The sequence below is a fragment of the Edaphobacter lichenicola genome (genome assembly GCF_014201315.1).
Lineage (GTDB): Bacteria > Acidobacteriota > Terriglobia > Terriglobales > Acidobacteriaceae > Edaphobacter > Edaphobacter lichenicola_B.
In genome coordinates this window covers 1,039,491-1,062,716 of the sequence record NZ_JACHDY010000002.1, presented here as the reverse complement: position 1 = coordinate 1,062,716, position 23,226 = coordinate 1,039,491, and the positions used below count along the sequence as shown (strand labels likewise).

General features: G+C 60.6%; 18 protein-coding genes. 10 read left to right on the top strand and 8 right to left on the bottom strand.

Annotated features, from left to right (window positions below; all coding sequences use genetic code 11):
* Nucleotides 1-17: 17 nt before the first annotated feature.
* Nucleotides 18-1,850, bottom strand: coding sequence for an AI-2E family transporter (locus HDF09_RS10680; RefSeq protein ID WP_183765778.1), 1,833 nt, complete (start codon nucleotides 1,848-1,850; stop codon nucleotides 18-20).
* Nucleotides 1,851-1,987: 137 nt separating this feature from the next.
* Here HDF09_RS10680 and HDF09_RS10675 point away from each other — a divergent pair, with 137 nt between their 5' ends.
* Nucleotides 1,988-3,424, top strand: a complete 1,437-nt coding sequence (locus tag HDF09_RS10675; protein ID WP_183765775.1) for a DUF2252 domain-containing protein — start codon at nucleotides 1,988-1,990, stop codon at nucleotides 3,422-3,424.
* Between the two features lie 119 nt (nucleotides 3,425-3,543).
* On the opposite strand, the gene HDF09_RS10670 is transcribed toward HDF09_RS10675, so the two are convergent.
* Together HDF09_RS10670 and HDF09_RS10665 are read right to left on the bottom strand one after the other, a co-directional pair.
* Nucleotides 3,544-5,778: a malectin domain-containing carbohydrate-binding protein gene (locus HDF09_RS10670; RefSeq protein ID WP_183765771.1), complete on the bottom strand. Its 2,235-nt coding sequence runs from the start codon at nucleotides 5,776-5,778 to the stop codon at nucleotides 3,544-3,546.
* A gap of 290 nt (nucleotides 5,779-6,068) precedes the next feature.
* A complete protein-coding gene (locus tag HDF09_RS10665; RefSeq protein ID WP_183765768.1) occupies nucleotides 6,069-7,397 on the bottom strand; it encodes a TCR/Tet family MFS transporter in 1,329 nt (442 codons plus the stop codon).
* 180 nt (nucleotides 7,398-7,577) lie between these two features.
* Here HDF09_RS10665 and HDF09_RS10660 point away from each other — a divergent pair, with 180 nt between their 5' ends.
* Complete coding sequence (locus HDF09_RS10660; RefSeq protein WP_183765765.1) at nucleotides 7,578-8,387, top strand: hypothetical protein; 810 nt, start codon at nucleotides 7,578-7,580, stop codon at nucleotides 8,385-8,387.
* Nucleotides 8,388-8,574: 187 nt separating this feature from the next.
* On the opposite strand, the gene HDF09_RS10655 is transcribed toward HDF09_RS10660, so the two are convergent.
* From HDF09_RS10655 to HDF09_RS10645, 3 genes are all read right to left on the bottom strand, one after another.
* The gene (locus HDF09_RS10655; RefSeq protein WP_183765762.1) at nucleotides 8,575-9,450 is read right to left on the bottom strand and encodes an aldo/keto reductase; all 876 of its coding nucleotides are present in this window, start codon (nucleotides 9,448-9,450) and stop codon (nucleotides 8,575-8,577) included.
* 251 nt (nucleotides 9,451-9,701) lie between these two features.
* Nucleotides 9,702-11,306, bottom strand: coding sequence for a multicopper oxidase family protein (locus HDF09_RS10650; RefSeq protein WP_260181097.1), 1,605 nt, complete (start codon nucleotides 11,304-11,306; stop codon nucleotides 9,702-9,704).
* Between the two features lie 111 nt (nucleotides 11,307-11,417).
* On the bottom strand, nucleotides 11,418-13,139 hold the full coding sequence (locus HDF09_RS10645) for a phospholipase C (protein WP_183765759.1): 1,722 nt from the start codon (nucleotides 13,137-13,139) through the stop codon (nucleotides 11,418-11,420).
* Between the two features lie 177 nt (nucleotides 13,140-13,316).
* On the opposite strand from HDF09_RS10645, the gene tgt reads away from it, so the two are divergent.
* The gene (gene tgt / locus HDF09_RS10640) at nucleotides 13,317-14,444 is read left to right on the top strand and encodes a tRNA guanosine(34) transglycosylase Tgt (RefSeq protein ID WP_183765756.1); all 1,128 of its coding nucleotides are present in this window, start codon (nucleotides 13,317-13,319) and stop codon (nucleotides 14,442-14,444) included.
* Here tgt and HDF09_RS10635 read toward each other — a convergent pair.
* Both HDF09_RS10635 and HDF09_RS10630 read right to left on the bottom strand, forming a co-directional pair.
* Nucleotides 14,437-16,035: a hypothetical protein gene (locus tag HDF09_RS10635; RefSeq protein ID WP_183765753.1), complete on the bottom strand. Its 1,599-nt coding sequence runs from the start codon at nucleotides 16,033-16,035 to the stop codon at nucleotides 14,437-14,439. The genes tgt and HDF09_RS10635 overlap by 8 nt on opposite strands.
* Before the next feature lie 89 nt (nucleotides 16,036-16,124).
* Nucleotides 16,125-16,625, bottom strand: coding sequence for a heme-degrading domain-containing protein (locus tag HDF09_RS10630; RefSeq protein WP_183765750.1), 501 nt, complete (start codon nucleotides 16,623-16,625; stop codon nucleotides 16,125-16,127).
* Nucleotides 16,626-17,298: 673 nt separating this feature from the next.
* Between HDF09_RS10630 and yajC the strand changes: the two genes are divergently transcribed.
* The 7 genes from yajC (at nucleotide 17,299) to HDF09_RS10595 (ending at nucleotide 23,165) form a co-directional block, all read left to right on the top strand.
* Nucleotides 17,299-17,607, top strand: coding sequence for a preprotein translocase subunit YajC (yajC, locus tag HDF09_RS10625; RefSeq protein ID WP_183765747.1), 309 nt, complete (start codon nucleotides 17,299-17,301; stop codon nucleotides 17,605-17,607).
* A 138-nt stretch (nucleotides 17,608-17,745) separates the two neighbouring features.
* The gene (secD, locus tag HDF09_RS10620) at nucleotides 17,746-19,353 is read left to right on the top strand and encodes a protein translocase subunit SecD (RefSeq protein WP_183765744.1); all 1,608 of its coding nucleotides are present in this window, start codon (nucleotides 17,746-17,748) and stop codon (nucleotides 19,351-19,353) included.
* Between the two features lie 46 nt (nucleotides 19,354-19,399).
* Complete coding sequence (gene secF / locus HDF09_RS10615; protein ID WP_183765741.1) at nucleotides 19,400-20,362, top strand: protein translocase subunit SecF; 963 nt, start codon at nucleotides 19,400-19,402, stop codon at nucleotides 20,360-20,362.
* A gap of 117 nt (nucleotides 20,363-20,479) precedes the next feature.
* Nucleotides 20,480-21,214, top strand: a complete 735-nt coding sequence (locus HDF09_RS10610) for an energy transducer TonB (protein ID WP_179580544.1) — start codon at nucleotides 20,480-20,482, stop codon at nucleotides 21,212-21,214.
* Nucleotides 21,215-21,330: 116 nt separating this feature from the next.
* Nucleotides 21,331-22,074: a MotA/TolQ/ExbB proton channel family protein gene (locus HDF09_RS10605; protein WP_179580542.1), complete on the top strand. Its 744-nt coding sequence runs from the start codon at nucleotides 21,331-21,333 to the stop codon at nucleotides 22,072-22,074.
* A gap of 150 nt (nucleotides 22,075-22,224) precedes the next feature.
* Nucleotides 22,225-22,671 carry an ExbD/TolR family protein gene (locus HDF09_RS10600; protein WP_179580540.1) on the top strand — a complete coding sequence of 149 codons (447 nt, stop codon included), beginning with the start codon at nucleotides 22,225-22,227 and terminating at the stop codon, nucleotides 22,669-22,671.
* 59 nt (nucleotides 22,672-22,730) lie between these two features.
* Nucleotides 22,731-23,165 (top strand): ExbD/TolR family protein, encoded by a 435-nt coding sequence (locus HDF09_RS10595; RefSeq protein ID WP_179580538.1) that lies wholly within the window; start codon nucleotides 22,731-22,733, stop codon nucleotides 23,163-23,165.
* Nucleotides 23,166-23,226: the final 61 nt, after the last annotated feature.

The following is a 23,226-nucleotide window of genomic DNA, read 5'->3' as shown; positions in this document are numbered from 1 at the left end:
TTTTTTGTTTGGGTGCCTTAGAAGCGCATGTATTGGGTGTCGTGCTGGTGGTGCCATCGCGTGACTTGGTGGAGGGCCTGGGCTAGCGAGTTGACGACTACGTTGGGTCTGCCGTTGCCGAAGCGCTCGATGGATTGCTCGGCGGTCTGGTCGAGGTCGTTGGCGGAGTTCCAGAGGCCGACGACGATGCGGTTGTTGGGCAGGTGGGAGCGGACGCGCTGGCAGATGGCTCGGGCCTGCGAGAAGGCGAAGGGTGGGAGCGCGGAGATGAAGACGACGGTGTTGGATTCGGTGGCGAGGGAGTCGAGGATCTCGCTGGAGACGGTGGAGGCGGAGAGGAGGAGGGTCTGATGGTTGGCGCGCTCCATGAGCTGGCCGAGCATGAGGGTGGTGAGCTCGTCGGCCTGGTCGCTGACGGAGATGCAGATGACGGCGAACTCTTTGTCGATGGGGCGGCGATAGGGGCGCGGTTTGACGGCGTCTAGGGCTGCGTTCTCGGGCTCTTTCTGGTGGTAGTCGGCTAGTTCGGCGACGATCTCGCCGATGGTGAGGAAGAAGAAGTCGGAGCGCTTGTCGTCGAGGTTGCCCTGGTGGCGGTCCTGCTCGACGAGGGCGAGGGCGGGGATGAGGACGGAGTCGTAGAGCTCGACGAGGGGCTTGCCATCGAGGAAGCGTGTGGCGACGGCGCGGGCTTCGCGCTGGTCCATGGCGAGGAGACGCTCGTAGAAGAGGGCTTCGGAGGAGAGCTCGGCGTCGGTGCCGAGGAGGGTGTGGAGGAAGGACATCTGCGGGACGTGGCGGCCGAGGACGACGATGCAGACGGTGAGCGGTGTGGAGAGGATGAGGCCGGGCCATCCCCAGAGGAGCGCCCAGAAGATGGCCATGGCGAGGAGCGCGAGGGAGGAGATGCCGGTGCGGGTGCTGTAGAGCCAGGGCTCGACGAAGTTAGTGGCGGTGAGCTCGAGCGCGAGGAAGAGGCAGAGGATGAGGAGGGGCGGCCACCAGGTGGTGGAGATGGCGACCGAGACGATGAGGGGGAGGGCGAGGCTGGTGGCGGTGCCGACGTAGGGGACGATGCGGAGGATTCCGGCGAGGACTCCCCAGAGGGTGGCGTCGGGTACGCCGATGAGGTAGAGGCCGCTGCCGAAGAGGAAGCCGTAGGCTGCGTTGACGGCGAGCTGGAAGAGGAGGTATTGGCTGATGCGGGTGGCGGCCTCTTGCAGGGCCTGGGTCATGAGGTTGATGCGGCCCATGCCGGCGAGCAGGAGGACGCGATTGCGGAGATCCTCGCGCTTCATGAGGAGGTAGATGGTGAAGACGATGACGACACCGACGGTTCCGATGGGGCGGAGGAAGCGCATGAGCAGCTCGGTGGTGGTCTGGAGCTGGGTGCGGTCGGGATCGATGACGCGGACGGGCTGGACTTGTACGGGGGGTTGCGAGAGGGGCGTGGGAGAGGAGGGGGCGATGTCGCCGCTGATGTCTTCGACGGCGGTGAAGGCCTTTTCGAGAGACTGCTCGGCGGGCGAGTGGACGGTGGCCATCTTCTGGTGGATGTTGAGGCGGTAGGCGGGGAGGGTGCGGGCTACGTTGAGCAGCTGGCGGGCGACGACGTAGCCGACGCTGAAGATGCTGAGGAAGGCGAGGATGCCGATGATCGCTACGGCGAGGACGCGGGGGACGCGGCGGAGTTCGAGGCGGCTGACGGCGGGGGCGAGCAGGAACGACAGGGTGAGCGCGAAGGTGAGGGGGATGAGGAGCTCGCGTGCGAAGTAGAGGATGAGCACGATGACGGCGAGCACGAGCAGGGGCTCTACCCTTGGGATCTCAGTTGTGCGAGCGCGGGACATAGGAGTTGTAAGACCTCGTGGGACCTGATGGATGCTCTGCGCTTATGCGGGCAAGAATACATCAACGTGACGGCGCGCGGGGGTATTGCAGCGTGGATAGGCTAGACTCTTGGTTGCAGATTTGTGGAGGTGAATGGATGAACGAGACGCAGCCGGTGAGCGCGAGGGAACGATATGCCTTCGGACAGGAGCGGCGGAAGCAGGTGAAGCGCCAGCACCATAAGGTGTGGACGGCGAAGCAGCGGCGGGAGAGTCCGCTGAAGCTGCTGGAGGTGTCGACGCGGGGACGGGTGCCGGCGCTGGTGGCGTTGAAGAACGAGTTGATGGCGGCGTCGCCGTTCGGGTACTTTCGCGGGGCGGTGCCGGTGATGGCGTATGACCTGTCGCTGACGGGGAGTACGGGGATCTGCAATCAGCTGTGCGGGGACGCGCATGTGAGGAACCTGGGCGCGTTTGCGGGGCCGGATGGGCGGTTGGTGTTCGACATTAATGATTTTGACGAGACGATTGTTGCGCCGTTTGAGTGGGATGTGAAGCGGATGGCGACGAGCCTGGTGCTGGCGGGACGTGGGGCCGGGGCCAAGGATGTGCGTTGCAGGGAGGCGGCAGCGGTATTTCTGGAGCGGTACCGGACGATGATGCATGCGTTTTCGCGAATGCCGGTGCTGGAGGTGGCGAGATACCAGGTGCATCGGCTGGGGAGTATGACGACGGTGGCGGGAATCCTGATGATGGCGGAGCGGGCTACGCCCATGCATACGCTGTTGACGTTGACGGAGGTGGAAGGGCGGGCTTCGGCAGCGAAGAAGAAGGGGAGCAAGACGGCGAAGGGTGCGGCTAAGAGTTCGGCTAAGAATGCGGCGAAGAGTTCGGCTGGGAGTTCGGAGCGGGCGCAGCGGGTCTTTCGGACGATTCCGCCAAACCTGAAACGGGTGACGGGAGCGCAGGCGGAGCAGGTGGTGGGGTCGCTGACGATGTATGCGGAGAGCCTGCAGCGGGAGCGGAGGCACTTTCTGGCGCAGTACCGGCCGATGGATGTGGCGTTCAAGGTGGTGGGGACCGGGTCGGTGGGGCTGCGGGACTACGTGGTGTTGATGGAGGGAAATGGGATGAAGGATCCTCTGTTCCTGCAGATCAAGGAGGAGGTGGCCTCCGGGTATGCGCCTTACGTCGCTGGTGCTTTGAAGGGACGAAGAGGAAAGCAGCACCAGGGACAGCGTGTGGTGAATGGAGAACGTGCGATGCAGTTGCAGTCGGATCCATTTCTGGGGTGGACGACGATGGAGGGCAGGGATTATCTGGTGAGGCAGTTGAACGATCACAAGGCTTCGATTCAGCTGCAGGGTCTGAAGGCCGCTGGTTTGCTGGAGTATGCGGGTGTGTGCGGCGAGATTCTGGCGCGTGGGCATGCGCGGGCCGGAGATAGCGCGATGGTGGCGGGGTATGTGGGGACTTCGCCGCGGTTTGATGAGGCAGTGGGGGCGTTTGCGGAGGCTTATGCGAATCAGACGGAGCTGGACTGGAAGGAGTTGGTGAAGTCGCTGAAGACGACAGGAAAAAAGGGTACGAAGTAGGGCGTGCTCGCGGTGATTGCTCTCTGAGTCGAAGGTCCAAAAGAATCACCGCAGATTTGTGAGGTCTGCGGTGACGGTTGATCGATTCGTTGTGTTGGCCTGTGGATGGAGCGCCTGCTCTATTGGATCTCGATGCCGGTCATCTCCGGTTGGTTGACCGCTCCATTGCTGAGGCTGATGACGATCTGGCCTGAGCTGTTTGCCGTGGTGGTGAACTGCTGGACATTGGCCTTGTATCGACCGCCGGCAGCCGCCACGATATCGAAGTTCGTGAGAACGGGTGCCCCATTGATGGCGACATTGAACTCACGCTGACCCGTGGTTGAGAAGTACAGCTCGGCGAAGTGCAGCCTTACAGTGTGGGTGCTGCCTGCGACGAAACCCGGAACTGTGTAAGTGAAGGTTCCTTCGCGAGCATCCTGATACACCGCTTCCGGCGCGGGATTGGTGACTCCTGACGTCGAAATGGTATTCGACACGGCATATGTGGAACCACCGGAGTAGTCTGTGTCCGCAACGAACGGCGATACGGCTGCACCGCCCGCGTTGATATCCACGTTCGATGTGCCGGCCGAGCAGGTTCCGCTTCCGGCGTACGAGGTGAAGTCGTGGGGAGTACCGGCTGCGGTTGTGGCACCGCCCGTGTTGTTGATGACGTTGCTAATGCCGCCTGAACCGCTCAGCATCACAGTGACCATGTGGGTGAAATTAATCCCGGAGACATTAGGAGCGAGGATTGCATTGCTTTGAAGGATGGTTACATTCGGAACGTCGAAGAAAGAGTAGATCCCGAGACCATAGGCGGTGTGTGAGCAGACTTTGGACGTGACCTCATAGGAGGGGTAGCCGTTGGCGCCGTTATAGGTCCATGAGCTTTGACTTGGGACGTCGTAGGGATCTTCGCTTTGATAAAAGACTGTTTCGCCGTTGTTGCCGTTCCACTGCACCTGGCTTTGCTGATAGTGTTCGACAGCAAGTCCGAGCGCGGTCACATTGTCGCCATCTACGATGAGTCCATGCGAGGCTGTGTTGGAGGTCCAGCCTACGCCGGTGCCGTGATCAGCTCGCCAGGCCCAGATGTTATCCAGGATGACGTTGTTGCTATCCAGTTCAAGGCTGGTTGTAGCCGAACCCGCCTCTGCACCGCCGATACGAAAGTACACGTTGCTGATCGAGGTTGGATTGCTGGCATGACTTAGGCGGGTCGCGCCTGCTACGCCAACCTGCATCAGCACGGGAGAGTTGGTCGACCCGGCATCGATAAGCAGATCTGCAATCTGCACACCATCCACATCGGCGACAGTGATTGCGGATCCGCCGCTTTGCGGAATCAGCGTCGGGTAGCCGAGACCCAGGACGATGGTCTTCGCGTTGGTGATGCTGATGGGCGCAGTAAGTTTGTAGATACCTGGGGTGAGGATGAGGTTCTTACCCGAAGACAGTGCGGAGTTGATCTGTGCGGCAGTGTTTGAGGGTGTGGCGATATAGAAGGTGCTGATGGCATCACTATAGCCAGTTCCCAAGCCGTTGTTTGCCGTCCAGTCCACACCGCTTGACGAGGTTTTGACCGTGGGCACGAAGACGTTGTAGTTTCCGCTGCTGTCGATGTAAAGAAAAGGCTTTTCTCGGACTACCGGGGTTGTGGAGAGGATTGTGTTCTTTGGAAAGGTGTTGGAGGGTGCGGTGCCGGTAAATGTGTCGCCCGAGAAGACGAAGTTCCAAACGTTGTCTGTGAATGAGGCCATGGTGCTGTTGCGCGTGTACCACTGTTGCTGGGAGCAGGCATTGATGCCGTTGTCTACGGTCGTGTCGGCGATGAATCCGCCGCTCGCCTCGCCACAGCTCTGGTTGGTGAGCTCGAGACCACCGGCGATGTGAATGCGACGGAGCGAAGCGCCTTGTGAGACGCCCCAGGTTTCGGTGTTGCCTGAGGGCACGTTGATACGCAGGTTTTCCATCGAACGCCAGAAGTTTGTCGTCAGGTTGCCGTTGCTGTCGGTTACGTCGAGATAGAGACCTCCGCCGTTCAAGACGGTCGCGTCAGGAGTCAGTCCCAGGCCGGCGATGGAGGTGTAGAAACCCACCTCCTGGCTTACCCCGGAGTAGGTGCCGGGTTTGAAGAGCACAGCGGCGCGGCTGCTGCTGAACTGTCCGGTGCTGACGTTGGGATTGGAGATTGAGGCGATGTCGGCGTTGATGACGGATCCGGAGACGGTCGGATCGAAGACATAGACGTTGGGGCCGAAGATCGTGGAGTTGTACTGCGCGAATGTTGGGAGCGCGAAGCCGCAGAGGGCTGCGCAGAGGAGGAGGAGCTTGCCGAAAAGAGGCGTTGAAGTTTTAAAGAGATGCATGAGTACCCTCGTAGTTCAGGATGGAAGTGGTGGGTTTGGCACAGCAGCCGGACTAGCCGCACCGTGTGTACTCAGAACGAGGAAGAAGTGAAGCAGGTCCAGGGGAGGAGCAGGATGGCATCGCAAACCGTGGTTCAATCCTGCGGACCTTCGGTGGGCCGGCAGGGCCGGAGTTCCGCAGCGTGATCTGCATGGACTCGCAAACGTCGCAGATTATTGCACATGCGGGATGACGCTGTCGCGTGAGATTGCCGGAAGCAGTACCGGCGCGGGCTTGGTTCGGAGGTGACTTAGTTTTTGGAGGGAGACGGGCGGGTGGCGGATTGTGCGAGCGCGAGAGCGATGAGAAGCATGGCGGCGGCGACGTAGAAGGGTGTGCCGGGGATGCTGACGATGGCGTTGGCTCCGATGGATTTGCTGAAGACGTAGGTGAAGAAGCCAGGGCCGATGAGACCGGCGATGCCGCGGAGGCTGTTGATGGCGCCTTGAAGCTGGCCTTGCTCGGAGGGGCTGGTCTTGCGGGAGAGGACGCTTTGGGCCGAGGGCCAGGTGAAGGACATGAGGTTGAGCAGGGGGATGCCCAGCCAGAAGAGGAGGCCGGTCTTTGAGAAGCCGAACATGGAGTAGCCGATGGCTCCGCCGATGAGGCCGAGGGTGATGGCGCCGCGTTCGCCGATCTTTGCCACGACCCTTTTGACCAGGAGTGCGCCGTAGATTGCTGTGAAGACGCCGATGGTGGCGAGGGAGAAGCCGACGGTGCGGTCGGTCCAGTGGTAGCGGTAGTCCGCGTAGATGACGTAGACGTTCATGAGCGACTGCTGGGCGATGTAGCCGAGGAGAAGGACACCGGAGACGGCGAGCATGCCGCCGCGTTTCAGGAGGTTGAGCGAGCCGACGGGGTTGGCGCGCGCCCAGGAGAATGGGCTTCGGTTTGTGAGTGCGAGGGATTCGGGAAGGACGAAGAGGCCGTAGAGTCCGTTGATTAGGCTGAGGAGGCCTGCGACCCAGAAGGGCAGGCGCGGGTTGATGTTGCCGAGGAGGCCGCCCATGGCAGGACCGAGGACGAAGCCGATGCCGAATGCGGCGTTCAACATGCCGAAGGCTGCGGCGCGGCGCTCGCGTGGGGTGACGTCGGCCATGTAGGCCATGGCGGTGGGGATGCTGGAGGCGGTAAGGCCGGAGATGACGCGGCCGACGAAGAGCCAGCTGAGCGCGGGGGCCCAGGCCATGAGGAGGTAGTCGAAGCCGAGGCCGAAGTTGGAGAGGAGAACGACGGGGCGGCGGCCGAAGCGGTCGGAGAGCGAGCCGAGGATGGGGGAGAAGAAGAACTGCATGGCGGCGAAGACGGTTCCGAAGAGGCCGAGCATGCGGGCGGCAGAGGAGGTGTCGCCGTGGAGGAAGCCTTCGATGAGGCGTGGGAGGACGGGGGCGATCATGCCGAGGGCGAGCATGTCGAGGGTGACGGTGAAGAAGATGAAGGTGGCGGCGGCGCGGCGGCCTGGGGGTGGGTGGGGTGTGAGCGCGGTGTCCGGTTCGATGGGACTGACGATTTCGGGCTCGGTGATCAGTGGATCGGGCGTGGTGATTGGTTGCGACGGGTTGGACGGAGATTCGGCCATGCGATTGAAGGCAGTCTACGTGAGTTTTATGACGGGCTCTTGGATATTTCGGCGTTATTCTCTGGGGTCCGAACTCTTGCTGCGTGGGGCGCATCCTACCGAGAGTCGCGTTGCTGGGCGTGCTTTACTTGTGCAAGCAGCATGATGAGCTTTCGTGCTGCGATGAGGAATCGAGGATCGATGCGTGTTGCTGTATGGTGGGTGACGCTGATTTGCCTGTTGGGGGCCGGGGGCCTGCGCGCCCAGAGTTCGAGCGAGGCAAAGCGAATTGTCGAAACGATGCTGACCCACGAGAATGATCCGGCAGAGCATCGCAATCGATACATGTACGTGTCGGAGGAGCGGTCGGATCGTACGGGTGGGCACCTGTGGCGCGAGCGCGTGGTGGAGACTTCGGCAGGCAAGGTGCGGATGCTGCTGGCCGTAGACGGGAGTCCGTTGAGCGCGGAGCGTGCTGCCGCAGAGAGGGAGCGGCTGGCCCAGATCGTCGCGCATCCTGAGGAGTTTCGCCAACGCGAGCAGGCGATGACCAATGACGAGCAGCACGCGGAGCAGATGCTGGCTCTCCTGCGAAAGGCGTTTCTGTTTGACGATCCTCACGAAGCGGGAAACGATCTGCAAATAGCCTTTCGGCCTGATCCTGCGTATAAGACGCAGTCGCTGGAGGAGCGCGTGCTGCACGCGATGACAGGAACGATTCTGGTGGATCGGCGGATGATGCAGCTGCACAGGATCGATGGCACGATGCCAACAGACGTCAGTGTCGGGTTTGGCTTGTTGGGGACGGTGCATGCGGGCAGCAACTTCAACACGACACACGAGATGGAGCCGGGCGGGGATTGGAAAGACGCTGTGGCGAATACCGCCATTGAGGGCAAGGCGCTGCTATTCAAAGAGATTGGCAGGAACGAGCACCTCGTTCACAGTGAGTTCAGGCTGATGCCGGCGGATATCAGTGTCGCGCAGGCGGTGGAGATGCTCGAGCGGTAGCGTCCAGCCGGACGGGCCTCCTGCGCGGAGGGCGGTCACTTCGTGACTTGTATACCCCTTCGGTTGGCGCTCCCGTTGGTCGCGAGGGAAGATTGATTCCGACCAACGGGAGGACCACGCGAAGCTCTAAAGAGGCGTGCGAACGCCCGCCCCACGCGCAGTGGGCCCGTCCGGCAGGACCTATCTTTCAAGCTGCGGCTACTCGCTGAATGAGGTTGTTTTGCTCTCTCTGCGATTCGGCGCCGATGGTGAAGGCATCGAGAACGCCTGTGCTTAGGGCGTAGCGGATGGCCTCGGCCGGCTTGTCGCGGAGATCGCCCTGGCCGAGGATCTTCATGCCGACGATTCCCTTCCCCTGCGCGCGCATTTGCTTGATGACGCTGATTACAGTGGCGGGGTCGGCGTCCATGTGGGAGCCGATGGGGTTGAGACGGACGAGATCGACTTCGACCCACGGCGAGGCGGCTGCGGCTTTCAGCGCGGAAAGGCTGTGACAGGAGACACCATGTGCGCGGATGACGCCCTTCTGTTTGGCTTCGGAGAGGACGTCCATGACGCCGCGATAGCGCGTGGTCCAGTCGGCCTCGGTGACACAGTGGATCAGGACGATGTCGATGTAGTCGACTCCCAGCTCTTTGCGATAGCGGTCGAGGTCGGCGCGGACACCGGCGGCGTCGCGTGTGTCGGTTTTGGTGAGGACGGTGACTTTGTCGCGGGGGATGTGCTTGAGAGCTTTGGCGACGTAGGGATGACTGCCATAGGAGTCGGCGGAGTCGAAGAAGCGGAGGCCGTTGTCGTTGTAGCCGTCGAGGAGGAGCCTGGTGAGCGGTGAGGTGCCTAGACGGGTCTGGTTGGAGGAGCCGCCGAAGCCGATGGTGCCGGTTCCCATGGCGAGGCGGCTAGTGCGGATGCCGGTGTGGCCTAAGACGACCTCGTCCTGGGCTTGGAATTTTCTGGGGAGTGGATCGGGTTCGAGTAGTGCGGCGCGAGCGATGGGGGAGCGGGCGAGAAGGGCGGCGCCTACGGTGCGGGTCGAGCGGCGAAGGAAGTCTCTCCTTAGCATGGCGCGATCTCCTTGTCGGTAGGTTACTCCGATTTGGACGCGGGGGAAAGACGTTGTCCTGCCGGACGGGCCTCCTGCGCGGAGGGCGGGCGTTCGCACGCCTTTTTAGAGCTTCGCGTGGTCCTCCCGTTGGTCGGAATCATCCTTCCTTCGCGACCAACGGGAGCACCAAGCGAAGCGGTATACACGCCACGAAGTGGCCGCCCCACGCGCAGTGGGCCCGTCCGGCAGGACGCTATCTTTCAAAAAAGTCAGGCGATGACTTGGAAGGGACGCATCATGTCGTTGGCCTCGTGCTCGAGGATGTGGCAGTGGTAGAGATACTTCCCCGCATAGCCCTCGAAGCGAATAATGACACGAGTCACCTGTCCGGCAGGGCACTGGATGGTGTCCTTCCAGGACATCTCGTTGGGAGCGGGCGGCTCGACGGGGCCGCGGAAACGCAACTTTTTATTGGTCATGAGTTCGAACTGATCGAAGGTGCGGCGGTCGAGGAGCTGAAAGCGCACGAGGTGGATGTGCATGGGGTGGGTGTCTTCGGTCTGATTGACGAACTCCCAGATCTCGGTGGAATTGAGCCTGGGGAACTCGGTGATGGGTTCGTGCCAGTGCTTGTTGTTCAGGAGCATGACCATGGGGTTGCCGATCTTGTCCTGATACTCGTTGAGGGTGATGGTGCGGGTTGTGATGGCGGAGGATTCGGGGATGCGTTCGACGGGACGAAGAGTTTTGGGCAGGGAGATCGATGCGGGGGAGGAGGACTGCCTGGCTATGCGGAACTCGAGGATGTCGAGAGCGCCGGTACGGAGGTGGAGGGTCTGGCCGGCGGATTGGCTGAAGTCGATGAGGATATCGGCTCGCTCGGCTGGGGCCAGGACGACGCTTTTTACCTCCACTGGGGCCGAGAGCAGGCCCTGGTCGGAGCCGATCTGGGTGAGCGGCTGCTGGTTCGAAAGAGAGAGAAGGAAGAAGCGGCTGTTCGAGGTGTTGAGAGTGCGGAAGCGGTAGAGGCAAGGCTCGACCTCGAAGTAAGGACGGATCTTGCCGTTGATGAGGATGCCATCGGCGGTGAACTCGGGGATCCAGGGGTGGTCAGGATCGCCTGAGTCGGCGTAGAAGAGCTGGCCGTCGGTGGTGAAGTTGCGGTCGTAGAAGATGAGGGGCACTTCGTACTTTCCGGAGGGGAGGTGGAGGGCGTCTTCTACCTGGTCTCGCAGGATATACATGCCGAAGAGTCCGGCGTAGGTGTTGAGGCGGTTGAGGCCCATGGCGTGGTCGTGATACCAGAGGGCGGCGGCGTCCTGCTGATTGGGATAGTGGCAGATGCGGCTTTTGCCGGGGACGAACCAGTCTTCTGGATAGCCGTCGTCTTGGGTTGGAACCTTGGCTCCGTGGACGTGGGCGACAGAGCGGACGTCGGGAATGTCGCGACCGCAGCCGTGAAGGGAGTGATCGATGGGGAGGAAGTGGGTGGTGGGGAGGTTGTTAACCCATTCGATTTGGAGGGGGTGCCCGGTGCGGGCTTCGACGGTGGGGGGCAGGGGGGTGGGGCCGTAGCTCCACATGCGGGTGGGAGGAAGGTCGCGGTGAACCTTGGCGTGGATCTCGCGCATCTCGATGCGGAGTTTGTGGGGGGCGGTGTGTGCTGCGGGGGCGGCGGGGAGAGGCAGCGGGTCGACGAAGGGTGGCAGCTCCAGAACGTGGAGCATAGGGACTTTTTTGCCTGGAGCGTTGGGGATTTGGTGCATGGCTGCCATCGGTTGCATCTGGCTGAATCCGCGGCGGTAGCTATAAAGGAGGCCGAGGGCGGCGGTTTGTTGCAGGAAGCGTCGGCGGGACGAGCTGGAATCAGACAACGGGTGGGCTCCGGAAGATGCGGCGTGTAAAAAGAAAGCACGCACTCCGGAGGACTGAGTGCGTGCGATTAAGAATACAAAGTAAATGTGAAGGCTTTGTGAACCCTGCGGTTAGTTGCCGCTGGTGACCTTGCCGGTGGTGGGGTCGAGCACGACTACGTTGGGGTTCGGCGCGACGGTGCTGGTGAAGTTGAACATACCGGTGAGTGCGCCGGCGGAGGCATCGAAGGACCCGCTGCCAATGCGTGCGCTGGACAGGAAGACATCCTCGATGAAGCGGGGGATGGAGGCCTGGTCGGTGGGGGTGTTGTCGACGTAGTTCTTCTTCGCCCAGGGGGAGATGACCAGAAACGGCATGCGTGGGCCGTGTCCGCAGCGTCCCTGTACGGGGGCGCCGTTGGAGTTGGGACCGGGGAGTGAGGCAGCCGCGGCGCCGGTGCAGACGGCCGCGTCGGCGGCGCTGGCGGAGCCGTTGACGAGGTCGGTCAGGTGATCGTACCAACCGTCAGAGTCATCGTAGGCGATGATGATGGCGGTGGAGGACCAGAAGGACGACTTCTCGATGGCGTTGATGGTGTTGACGACGAAGGTCTGCTCGTCGAGTGGGTCGGAGTAGCCGGCGTGCGCGTCCTGGTAGCCGGGGGCCTTGAGGAAGCTGACGGCTGGCATGACACCAGCCTTGAGAGCGTCGGTGAAGTCATGCATATCGTACTGGTGGTTGGCCTGGTCGGTGGCTCCGATGGCGGCGGTAGGACGCAGGTGGTTGAGGTTTGCGGTGCTGGCGTAGTACTGGAAGGGCTGGTGGTGGGGGATGTAGTCAGCCTTCGTGGGGTGGCCGGGGATATTGACTGCGCCGGTGTTGCGACCGCATCCGGTGGTTCCGTTGGAGTTGGTAACGGTGAGGTCGAAGCCGCCCTCAAAGAAACCCCAGGTGATGCCGGCGGCGTTGAGCAGGTCGCCGATGTTCTTGCCCGACATGCTGAAGTTGGAGGTGGTGGAGGAGCAGATGTCGCCGGTTGGATCGGCATCGTTGATGTCGCTGAAACCACCCTGGCCGTCAGCGACGATGGCGGAGGCGACGTTGAGGGGGTTGATAACGCCGTTGGTCTGGCCGGAGGCGAGATTGATGGCGCCGGGCGTGGAGGGGCCGAAGGTGGTGCCGAACGAGTGATCGTTCATGGCGTAGTGCTGCGCGTAGTTCCACAGGGCCGTGACGGTGTTGCCGTCGTAGTAGCCCATGGTGAGCGCCGTGGTGTTGGTGAGGGGTGCGGCGTTGGTGGCGGTAGTCAGCGATAGGGGGTTAGCGACACCAACTGAGATGGGGAACAGGTCCATCTTGCCGTTGTCGAAGGCAAGCTGTTCGGGGTTGTAGGCGTGGTCCTGGTCGTTCGTGGCGGCCTGCGCGGGGGCGAGGCGGAAGGGGTTTGCGCCGACGGAGTTGAGCGCGGTGTTGACGTTTGCGCTGGTCAGGTTGGGATTCGCGGTGAGCAGGGACGGGGTAGTGATGTAGTTGGTGGTGTTGGTCGGGGTCGCCGGGAGGGTAAAGGTGCCGGCAAGGGTGGCGGCGGCTACGGAGGCGGCGGTCGCTGGGGTGAAGTTCGGCTCACCGGGTAGGTTCGCGGCGTTGGGGTAGCTGCCGAAGTAGTGATCAAAGGAGATGTTCTCGCCGAAGATGACGACGACGTGCTTGATAGCCGCCTGGGCGGTGGTTGGCGTGGGCGGGGGGGTGTTGTTGGCGTTGCCGTTGCCTGGAGGCGTGCTGACCGTGCCCTGGCCGCAGCCGCTGAGGATAAGGGTCGTGGACAACGAGAGGGCGAGAAGTTTCCGAATCATTTTTTGAGGCCTCAAAAGTTGGTAGAGATGCGGTGCTCCTTATTGTTAGGTCTGAAAGGGATTGGGTTTGTGAATTGAAGTTGAATGCCAGATGAATTAATGGAGTGTGACTGCTCCGAAGAGGCTGTTGGTGCGTCGTTGGAGGCGAAACGGGCCTGCCCTCATACAATCGGAGTAATGGGATTTTCATTTGAGGTAGATAGGACCGCTGAGGGTGGAGGGCGGAGGGGGCGGCTGAAGGTGCCGCATGGCGTGGTCGAGACGCCGGTGTTTATGCCGGTGGGGACGGCGGCGAGCGTGAAGGCGGTGCCGCAGAGTCTGCTGGAGGAGGTTGGCGCGGGTGGGAAGGGGGCGCAGATCATCCTGGCGAATACCTACCATCTGTATCTGCGGCCGGGGCATGAGCTGGTGCGGCGGATGGGCGGGGTTCACCGGTTTATGAGCTGGGAGCGGCCGATGCTGACGGACTCGGGCGGGTTTCAGGTGTTCAGCCTGAGCAAGCTGCGGAAGATTACGCCGAAGGGGGTGGAGTTTCGGTCGCACCTGGATGGGAGCAAGCACTTCTTTTCGCCGGAGCACTCGATGGATGTGCAGATTGCTCTGGGGGCGGATATTGCGATGGTCTTCGATGAGTGCGTGGAGACTCCAGCGACGTGGGAGCGGACGCGGGAGTCGATGGGGCTGACGCATGCGTGGGCGCAGCGGTCAAAAGATCACTTTGAGTTACATAAGGACCGGGTGCCGTGGTTTTCGGAGAGACAGGAGCAGACGCAGAGCTTGTTCGGGATTGTGCAGGGTGGAATGTATGCGGATTTGCGGAAGGAGTCGGCGGAGCGGCTGGTGGAGATGGATCTGCCGGGGTATGCGATTGGCGGGCTGGCGGTGGGGGAGCCGAGAGAGGTGACGCGCGAGATGATCGCTCGGACGCTGGAGCATCTGCCGAAGGATAAGCCGCGGTATGTGATGGGGGTGGGGTATCCGGATGAGATTGAGGAGTACGCGCGGATGAGTGTGGACATGATGGACTGCGTGTTGCCGACGCGGGCGGGGCGGCATGGGCTGCTGTTTACGTCGGAGGGCAGGCTGAATATTAAGAAGAAGGAGTATGCGGAGGATCAGGGGCCGATCGATCCCGCGTGCGGGTGTATTGTGTGCCGGCGGTATACGCGGGCTTATCTGCGGCATCTGTTTGCTTCGGGCGAGCCGCTGAGTGCGGTGCTGAACAGCGTGCACAATATCGCTTTTTATCTGGATACGATGGAGCGGGTTCGGCGGGACTTGGCTGGGGTTGGCGAAGCTAGTTGAGGTTGTTTCTTACGTAGATTCTGTAGGCTAGTGGTTTCGAGGGGCTGCTGCCGGAGTTGACCATGTGTGGGGGGATTCGTTCTGCGTCGAGGTGGTAGTTGGCTTTGAGGTAGTCGTCGAATTGGGGCCAGCGGCTCATCTTTTGATAGGCGTAGCCGGGGCGCTGGGTGGCTGAGTCGCAGTCGTTGCTTGATACGACGAAGACGGCTGGGGGATTTTTCATGATGGCCTGCCAGAAGGCTTCGCGGGATCGGTCCCGCTCGGCGCCGGGTTGGTTGGAGAGCATGTAGCAGTCGTAGAGGTAGCCGGTGGATTGCACGAGGCGCATGTTGTAGAGCGTGGGTATGCAGCCGTCGGCCATGTCCAGACATTGCACTCGGTTGGCTAGTTTTTCGCCTCCCAGGCGGTTGAGATCGGCGCGGAGCATGGTGTCGAACTCCTGATTGCGCCAGTCCTGCCAGAGGGCGTGCGCGGTGGAGCCGCCTGCGACAAAGACTACGCCGACTACGATGCCGGCCATTGCGAGGCTGGGCAGGAGCTTGGCGTTTGTGGTGAAACGGAGTCGCCAGTGGGCTGGCTTGGTTTCGAGGATGGTGGTGAAGTCGATGGCGAGGAGGAGGAGAAGAAAGGCTTCGGAGGGGTAGCGGTGGTAGGGAAAGCCCTTCCTTTGGAGATAGAACGACGCCAGTCCGAAGAGAACGGCGACGAGGAGGGCGGCGCGCTCCCAGGTAATCCAGTCTTTTTTGAGGACGACGATGGGCAGCCAGAGCAGCACGACGGGGAGCATGACGGAGGAGATGCTGTGGAGGATGAGATGAGGGTAAGAGCGGGGGCCCAGTAGGAGGAAGTAGGGGAGGAGTTGGGTGAGGGTTCGGAGGAAGTCGGCGGTGATGTGTTGGTGGTGAAGCCAGGCGAGGATGAGCAGGATCGGCGCCAGCATGCCGAGAAGCCCGGCGATGAGGGGAGCGACGAATGGTTGCTGTTTGCGTCGCAGGGCGATGGCTGCGAGGAGCAGGACAGCTGGTGCGAGGAAGAGGACGGATGGCTTGATGGTGGCTGCGACGCCGCAGAAGAATCCGAAGAGGGCGATCATCCAGGACTTTGTATTTTTTTTGGGGTGCGCTGCGGGATCGGTTCTGAGTCCGGTGAAGAGGAAGGCGTAGCCAATGAGGAGGCAGACGGTCATGGTCAAATCGCGCTGACCTAGTTCGACCAGGCCGTCGCGGCCGTGGATGAGGGCGAAGAGGGATGCAGCGAAGAGTGCGGCGAAGCGGCTGTAGGGTTTGCAGATGACGAACATGGCGATTGCAGAGATGCCCAGGAGCGAGAGGTCGAAGAGTCGCCAGGTGAGCGAGTTGCCGCCGAAGAGGTGCATGACGGCGCCTTCGATCAGGAGCGTCGTCGGCATGTTGGGATCGACTATGTCGCGATAGGGGGCCATGCCGTGGTCCATAAGGAAGACGACGTAGTGCATGAGCGCGGCGTCGCCCATGAGGGGCCAGTGCCAGGTTCGGAGGACGAAGAGAAGAAGGCACACCATGAGGAACACGGAGGAGAGTGTTCGGGTGATGGCGTATGACCGATCCGACATGGCTGCGATGCTCCCGTGGTGCCCGCTTTGCGGACAAAACTTTATTAGAGCATTGCAGCTGTTGGAGCATTGCAGCGTGGCTGGTCCGGTTATGCGAGGCGCAGGGAGTCGTGGTTCTGCTTGAGTTCGAGGCAGAGTGCTTCGACGACGAGATTGTGGTCTTCGCGCTGCGGCAGGCCGGAGACGGTGATGCAGCCGATGACGCCTGCGACGGTGACGTGGAGGGGGAAGCTGCCGCCGTGGGCGGCAAAGTCGGCGTCGGGGAGGTTGTAGCGTTCGCTGAAGGTGCGGCTGCTCTGCTCGAGTGCGAGGCCGATGGCGTAGGAGCTGCGGTGGAAGCGGGCGACTACGTTCGATTTGCGCTGCACCCAGCGGGGGTTGTCCGGGGTGGTGCCGGCGAGGGCGGTGTAGAAGAGCGGCTGGTGAGGCTGGCCGAAGCGGCGGATGTCGATGACGAGGGACTGGTTGCGGGAGACAGCCAGCTCGCGGAGGCTTTGGCCGAGACGCCAGGCGGTGTCGTAGTCGAAGGCGGAGAAGCGGAGTTCGGCCTCCTGGCGAGCGATGGCGGCGAGGTCTTCGGGGATGGGCATGAGCGGCGCTTCCTTCCTGCTTGCATACGGTTGCGGGTCGATTACTCGACGACACATTGCAGACAGTTTATGAGATAGGTGGTTCGCATTCGACTGGTGGCGAAGGTTACGCTGGATTCGCGGCGATTGGCGTAGAGTGTTGAGAGCTTTTTGCGAGGAGTGCGAGGAGTGCGAGGAGTGCGAGGAGATTGTGGGTGACGGCAAAGGATTATCGTCGGATCGCATTGAGTCTGCCGTGTGCCTCCGAGGGGTCGCATCAAGGGCATCCTGACTTTCGGGTGGGAGGAAAGATCTTTTGTACTCTTGCATTTGAGAAGGAGGGCTATGGCGTCCTCAAGCTGAGCCGGAGGAGCAGGCCGGTCTGGTAGAGGATGCGCCGGAGGTGTTTTCTCCCGTCCCTGGAGGGTGGGGACGGGGTGGGGCCACCAGGGTACGGCTGGACGCGGTAAGCGCGGATGTGTTGGAGGGAGCGATAAAGATGGCTTGGAAGCGACGTTTGGTGAAGCGCTGAGCGGGGGCCGCGCCTTGACATGGGGGTGCGGTTACGCGATGCTTAGGGGCTAGGCACACTTTTTGCACAACTGGCGAAGTTGCGTCCGGATGCGCGCGTCTGGCTGTAGTTTGACTGGCCAGTGCCAGAGAAGATTTTAGTTGTTGAACGGAGTTTTGATTGATGTTTGCAATGTGGTTGCAGAGTGCAGCAGGGCTGGGTAATCTGGGCAGTCTTGCGCTGCCGATCCTGTTCTTTGTGGTGCTTTACTTTTTGATGATCGCGCCGAACCAGAGGAAGCAGAAAAAGTGGCAGGAGATGCTGGGGCAGCTGAAGACCGGCGACCGGGTGACCACCAACGGCGGGATTCGCGGAACCGTGCTGACCGTGAAGGACGATCTGGTTGTCCTGCGGGTTCAGCCGGACGGGGTGAAGCTGGAGTTCGTCAAGAGCGCGATTGCCGCGGTGACGACCGACGAACAGGCAGCCTAAAAAAGATTTCACAATAGCTGTAGCAGATTTAGATGTAGGCACGTTGAGATTGAACCGTTAACAACGGACGAGGAAGAAACAAGGATAGGCGGCGGGACCAAAGCAGGGCACCGCGGCTGCACCCTTCAATAAAAGATCATGGGCAAGAATCTGGCCGGGAAATCGGCATTCATCGTTGCGGTACTGGTGATCTTCTGTTTCGGCATCGTGGGCATTCCACATGGCGGGCTCACGCAGTCGATCAAAGATCGTATCCACCTGGGGCTCGACCTTAAGGGCGGGACCCACCTGGTGCTCGAAGTGCATGTGGCTGAGGCGCTCGGTTCGGCTACGGACCGCGATGTGGCGAGGCTTGAGGCCGATCTGCAGAAGGCCGGAGTTGTGGGCGCTACAGTGGGCAAGACGGATCCCTCGCGGCCACAGACGATCATCGTTTCGGGTATTCCGGCGGCGAAGTTGAGCGATGCACGCTCTGTGCTGCAAGGGACCGATTATTCGACCTACGATGTCATCACGACGGCCGATGGAAACTCAGCACTGACGATGAAGGTCGGCGCGGTGCGTGATCTGGAGACGAGGACGCTCGATACCTCGATCGAGACCATCCGTGAGCGCATTGACAAGCTGGGTGTGAGCGAGCCTGTGATCCAGAAGTACGGGCTGGGCGAGAACCAGATTCTGGTGGAGCTGCCGGGCGTCGATGATCCTGCGCGAGTCGAGGAGATTATTCAGTCGACCGCCAAGCTGTCTATTCATGCTGTGACTGGCGGTCCTTACGAGTCGGATCAGACAGCGCTGCAGGCCAACGCCGGGGTGATTCCTCCCGACTCGATGCTGGTGCACGGCACTGGTTCCGCCGGAGCGCCGGATCAGATCTGGCTGCTGAAGCGGGTGAGCGAGGTGGAGGGTACCGACTTCCGCGATGCGCAGCCGGGACAGGACCAGAACGGCCGCCCGAATATTCGCTTCAACCTGACGACCGAGGCGGGAGATCGCTTCTACAAGTACACCCAGGCGCATACAGCCTCGAGCGCGACGCCGGGTTCGATGGCGATTGTGCTGGATAACAAGGTCCGCGAGGTTGCGGGGATTCAGTCGGCGATTCGCGATAGCGGCGAGATCACCGGCGCGTTTACGCAGCAACAGGCGAACGATCTGTCGCTGATGTTGCGCACAGGCGCGCTGCCGGCTTCGATCTCGTACCTTGAGACGCGGACGGTTGGGCCGAGCCTTGGCGCCGCTTCGATTCATCAGGGCGTAGTCGCGGCGATTGCCGGAATGCTGGCGGTCATGATCTTCATGCTGATTTACTACCGTGGAGCGGGGATAAACGCGGACCTGGCGTTGATGTTGAACTTGGTCATTTTGCTCGGGTTCATGGGCTTTACCGGGTCGACGTTGACGCTGCCTGGAATTGCGGGTGTGATTCTTACGATCGGTATGGGCGTCGACTCGAATGTGCTGATCTTCGAGCGTATTCGCGAAGAGCTTCGGGCTGGCAAAACAGCTGCGGCGGCTGTGCAGCAGGGCTTTGCACATGCCTGGGTCACGATCATCGATACCCACGTGACGACCATCGTTTCGGCGATGATCCTGTTCCTGTTCGGTTCGGGTCCGGTGCGCGGGTTTGCGGTGACGCTGGCCTTCGGTCTGTTCGCCAACCTGTTTACCGCGGTGCTGGTGTCGCGTGTAATCTTCGACGCGATTCTGCAGAAGAAGGAACGCGGCGCGGCGCTGTCTATTTAGATTTCGAGAGATTGCGGGGCCATTGGCTGCCGCTGAGGGTTTGAGCTTGGAACTGTTTCGTACAACGAATATCGATTGGCTCGGGAAGAAGTGGTACTTCCTTGGGTTTTCCCTGATTTTTTCTGTCCTCGGTGTGCTAAGTATGCTGTTCTGGCATCACATTCCGCTTGGGGTTGACTTCAAGGGAGGCACGCAGGTCCGCGTGGCCTTTGAACAGACTCCAAATGAGGATCACATTCGGCAGGCGATGGATCGCTCGGGCGTGCACAATGCGCGAATTCAGCGCGTCAGCGATCCCAGCGGCCATGCGGCGAACAAGGTGATCATCGCGCTGCCAGAGTCGACCGCGACCGACCAGTCGCATGATGCCGGGCGGCAGAGCGTGGAGAGTGCGTTGAGCGCTAACTACCACGACTCGGCGTTTACGGTGGAGCAGGTTGAGATTGTCGGACCTACGGCTGGGAAACAGCTGCAGAAGCAAGCGTGGCTGGCGACGCTGTACTCACTGATAGGAATGCTGATCTATCTATGGTTCAGGTTTGAGCTGATCTACGGCGTGGCAGCAGTGGTGGCGGTGTTCCACGACACACTTATTACGGTTGGCGCGTTCAGTTTGACGAATCAGGAGATTACTCTTACCGTTATCGCTGCAATCCTGACGCTGATTGGTTATTCGATGAACGACACGATCGTCGTCTTCGACCGCATTCGCGAGAACCTGGCGCTTTCACGGAGGGAGTCGCTGCATGATGTCGTCAATCGGAGCATCAATCAAACGCTGAGCAGAACGGTCATCTCTTCGGGACTGACCTTCCTGACGGTGCTTTCGCTGTATTTGTTTGGCGGTGAGGTGTTGCATGGATTTTCCTTTGCACTCGTTGTCGGCATCCTGATTGGCACCTATTCGTCGATCGCGGTGGCGGCACCGATGCTGGTGGCGTACCAGGACTGGCGGGTAAGCAAGGGCAAGTCGGTGACGTTACCTGCGGGTAAGCGCGCCAAGGTGTAGGGATCGGCTCTTCTGCCGATGTAGTAGCTCGGGAACAAAAAGAAGTGGCTGGGAACAAAAAGCAGCAACGTGGTGTCTAAAGAAAAATAGCTCTTCTTCACAGTAAAGAGGCTGCATATGTTCGAATCCTCGTTGATGGAATCCGGCGGCCAGATCAAGACCAAGTCCAAGTACTGGATGATTGGGACCTTTATCTTCAATGGCGCGATCTTGGCAACCATGATCCTTATTCCGCTGCTGTATCCGGAGGCTTTGCCGAAGACGGCAATGACCGCGATGCTGACAGCGCCGCCTCCACCCCCTCCCCCTCCACCCCCTCCGCCGCCGCAACAGATCGTCAAGCCGATCAAAATGGTGTCAGAGATCGACGCAGGTCTTCACGCTCCTACGAAAATTCCAAAAGATATCAAGATGCTGAAGGAAGATGCTGCACCTCCTCCGCAAGTCGCCGGCGTTGCTGGCATGGCGGGTATGGGTAGCGGTAGCGGCGTCCCGGGTGGCGTGATGGGCGGCATCGGCACGGCGCCGACTCCGGTTGTCAAAGTTGCTCCTCCGAAGGGTCCTCAGCGCGTCTCAAGCGGCGTAGTGGCTGGCAACAAGCTTTCGGGGTCGAATCCGGTTTATCCACCGATTGCAAGGGCTGCTCATGTCTCGGGTGCTGTCGTTCTGCACGCCGTGATCTCGAAGAGCGGTACGATCGAAAAGCTCGAGGTCGTCAGTGGTCCTGAGATGCTTCGGTCAGCGGCTGTCTCGGCCGTCCAAGGGTGGCGCTACAAGCCGTATTTCCTGAACGGCGAGCCGACCGAGGTGGACACGCAGATCACCGTCAACTTCAACTTCGGTGGCGGCTAAACCAAGGCTCATCACGCAGCAACGTCTCTCGCGGGTCTCCCAGAGGTGTCGAACTTTTGGGGGATTCCCGGGTCAAGATTCTGAAAGTTAGAGTTCTACCAGGAGGAAATATTCCAGTGATTCTCGCTCATCTAGCAACAACCTTCGCTCACGTTCCTGCTTCCCTCGCCCTGTACTTTGAAGAGGCGCAGGTCAGCTTCAGTGTTATGGGTCTCTGGTCCAACATGGGCTGGCTGGCTCGTTGCGTTGTCATCTTCCTTTTCATCATGTCGATCTGGTCGCTCGCTGTGATCATCGATCGCGCTCTTTACTTTTCAGCAGCCCGCAAGCAGTCTCGTGAGTTTGCGCCGAAGGTTGCCGGCGCGTTGAAGGACGGCCGTCTGGATGAGGCGATTAAGGTTGCTGACCGTTCCAAGAAGTCGCACCTCGCCGAAGTTGTTACGGCTGGTCTGCAGGAGTTCCGCAGCTTCGGTTCTGGCGGCACGATCACCGACGAGCAGATCGAGAGTTCCAAGCGCGCACTTGAGCGCTCTGAGGCTATCGTTCATGCCAAGCTGAAGCGCGGTCTGGGCGGTCTGGCCACCATCGGTTCGACGGCGCCGTTTATCGGTCTGTTCGGTACCGTAGTCGGTATTTTGAACGCCTTCCAACAGATTGCAACCCAGAAGACCTCTGGTATCGGCGCGGTTGCCGGCGGTATCTCGGAGGCCCTCGTAACGACCGCCTTCGGTCTGCTCGTCGCGATCCCGGCTGTTATGACGTTCAACTACTTCACCGGTAAGGTCGAGGCTTTCGACGTCGAAATGGACAACAGCTCGAGCGAACTGGTCGACTACTTCATCAAGCAGAGCCACCGGTAGGGCTTCGGTCCAGAAGCGTAAGGCCAATCAGCAGTACTCTGCGGGAATCACATCTCTGATAGGTCCTCCGGATGTCGCCAGCGAACGGCAGCCGGAGGCTAACAGGCATCGCAGGAAAGCAAATACAGCAAACCGGACGGAGCATACGTTATGAGTATCAATAAGCGGGAGGAAGGCAAGAAGGTCAACTCCAACATCAACGTGACGCCGATGGTGGACGTGATGCTGGTGTTGTTGATCATCTTCATGGTCATCACTCCCATGTTGAACAACAAGGTCAACGTGGACCTGCCGAAGGCTGACGCCGCGGTGGTGATGGAAGATGCCAATAAGGAAGACGCCGTTGTAGTCGCTGTGACTCGCGATGGCAGGACGTTTCTGGGCGGCGACCAGGTAACGCTCGATGATCTTGGACCTAAGATCTCTGCGAAGCTAGAAAATAAGACCAGCAAAGAGGTCTTTATGCGCGCGGATATACGTGCCAACTACGGTAAAGTGATGGACGCGGTTGATGGAATCCGGTCCGCCGGTGTGAGCCAGCTTGGCCTGCTGACCGAAAGAACAGACGACAGCGGAACGGCGACTACCAAGAAATAGACATGTAGGGTGTCGAACTCGCATTTATTGGAGCGGCAAGAGTATCCGAGGAGATTGCTATGGGAATGGGTGGTGGAAATACCGGCGGAGCAATGTCGGACATGAATGTAACGCCGCTGATCGACGTTCTTCTGGTGCTGTTGATCATCTTCATGGTCATCGTGCCGGTGACGCCTCGAGGCCTGGAGACGCTGGTTCCTCAGCCGCCCAAGGAGCACCACGAAGATCCGGTCAACGACCGTACGATCGTAGTGCAGGTGCTGTCGAACGGAGCGGCTGCGCCCGCTTATAAGATCAACGATAATTCGTTCAACAAGTCGGACTTGGAGCCCAAGCTAGTGGAGATCTTCGCGACCCGCCAAGAGAAGGTCATGTTTGTCAAAGGCGACAAGGATCTGGACTTCAGCAAGGTTGCAGAGGTTATCGACTTCGGTCATCAAGCCGGAGTAGATAACATCGGTCTCATCACACCCCGGGTTGAAGCTGGACAGTAATTCAATAACGAACGCTCTTGCGCAGGCGACTGGTCCCCGTGATCAGTCGCCTGAAGCTTTC

What these genes read in the sequence shown, in the direction of transcription:
- HDF09_RS10680 (WP_183765778.1), bottom strand. Translation starts at nt 1,850, where the DNA reads ATGTCCCGCGCTCGCACAACTGAGATCCCAAGGGTAGAGCCCCTGCTC.
- HDF09_RS10675 (WP_183765775.1), top strand. Translation starts at nt 1,988, where the DNA reads ATGAACGAGACGCAGCCGGTGAGCGCGAGGGAACGATATGCCTTCGGA.
- HDF09_RS10670 (WP_183765771.1), bottom strand. Translation starts at nt 5,778, where the DNA reads ATGCATCTCTTTAAAACTTCAACGCCTCTTTTCGGCAAGCTCCTCCTC.
- HDF09_RS10665 (WP_183765768.1), bottom strand. Translation starts at nt 7,397, where the DNA reads ATGGCCGAATCTCCGTCCAACCCGTCGCAACCAATCACCACGCCCGAT.
- HDF09_RS10660 (WP_183765765.1), top strand. Translation starts at nt 7,578, where the DNA reads ATGCGTGTTGCTGTATGGTGGGTGACGCTGATTTGCCTGTTGGGGGCC.
- HDF09_RS10655 (WP_183765762.1), bottom strand. Translation starts at nt 9,450, where the DNA reads ATGCTAAGGAGAGACTTCCTTCGCCGCTCGACCCGCACCGTAGGCGCC.
- HDF09_RS10645 (WP_183765759.1), bottom strand. Translation starts at nt 13,139, where the DNA reads ATGATTCGGAAACTTCTCGCCCTCTCGTTGTCCACGACCCTTATCCTC.
- tgt (WP_183765756.1), top strand. Translation starts at nt 13,317, where the DNA reads ATGGGATTTTCATTTGAGGTAGATAGGACCGCTGAGGGTGGAGGGCGG.
- HDF09_RS10635 (WP_183765753.1), bottom strand. Translation starts at nt 16,035, where the DNA reads ATGTCGGATCGGTCATACGCCATCACCCGAACACTCTCCTCCGTGTTC.
- HDF09_RS10630 (WP_183765750.1), bottom strand. Translation starts at nt 16,625, where the DNA reads ATGCCCATCCCCGAAGACCTCGCCGCCATCGCTCGCCAGGAGGCCGAA.
- yajC (WP_183765747.1), top strand. Translation starts at nt 17,299, where the DNA reads ATGTTTGCAATGTGGTTGCAGAGTGCAGCAGGGCTGGGTAATCTGGGC.
- secD (WP_183765744.1), top strand. Translation starts at nt 17,746, where the DNA reads ATGGGCAAGAATCTGGCCGGGAAATCGGCATTCATCGTTGCGGTACTG.
- HDF09_RS10610 (WP_179580544.1), top strand. Translation starts at nt 20,480, where the DNA reads ATGTTCGAATCCTCGTTGATGGAATCCGGCGGCCAGATCAAGACCAAG.
- HDF09_RS10600 (WP_179580540.1), top strand. Translation starts at nt 22,225, where the DNA reads ATGAGTATCAATAAGCGGGAGGAAGGCAAGAAGGTCAACTCCAACATC.
- HDF09_RS10595 (WP_179580538.1), top strand. Translation starts at nt 22,731, where the DNA reads ATGGGAATGGGTGGTGGAAATACCGGCGGAGCAATGTCGGACATGAAT.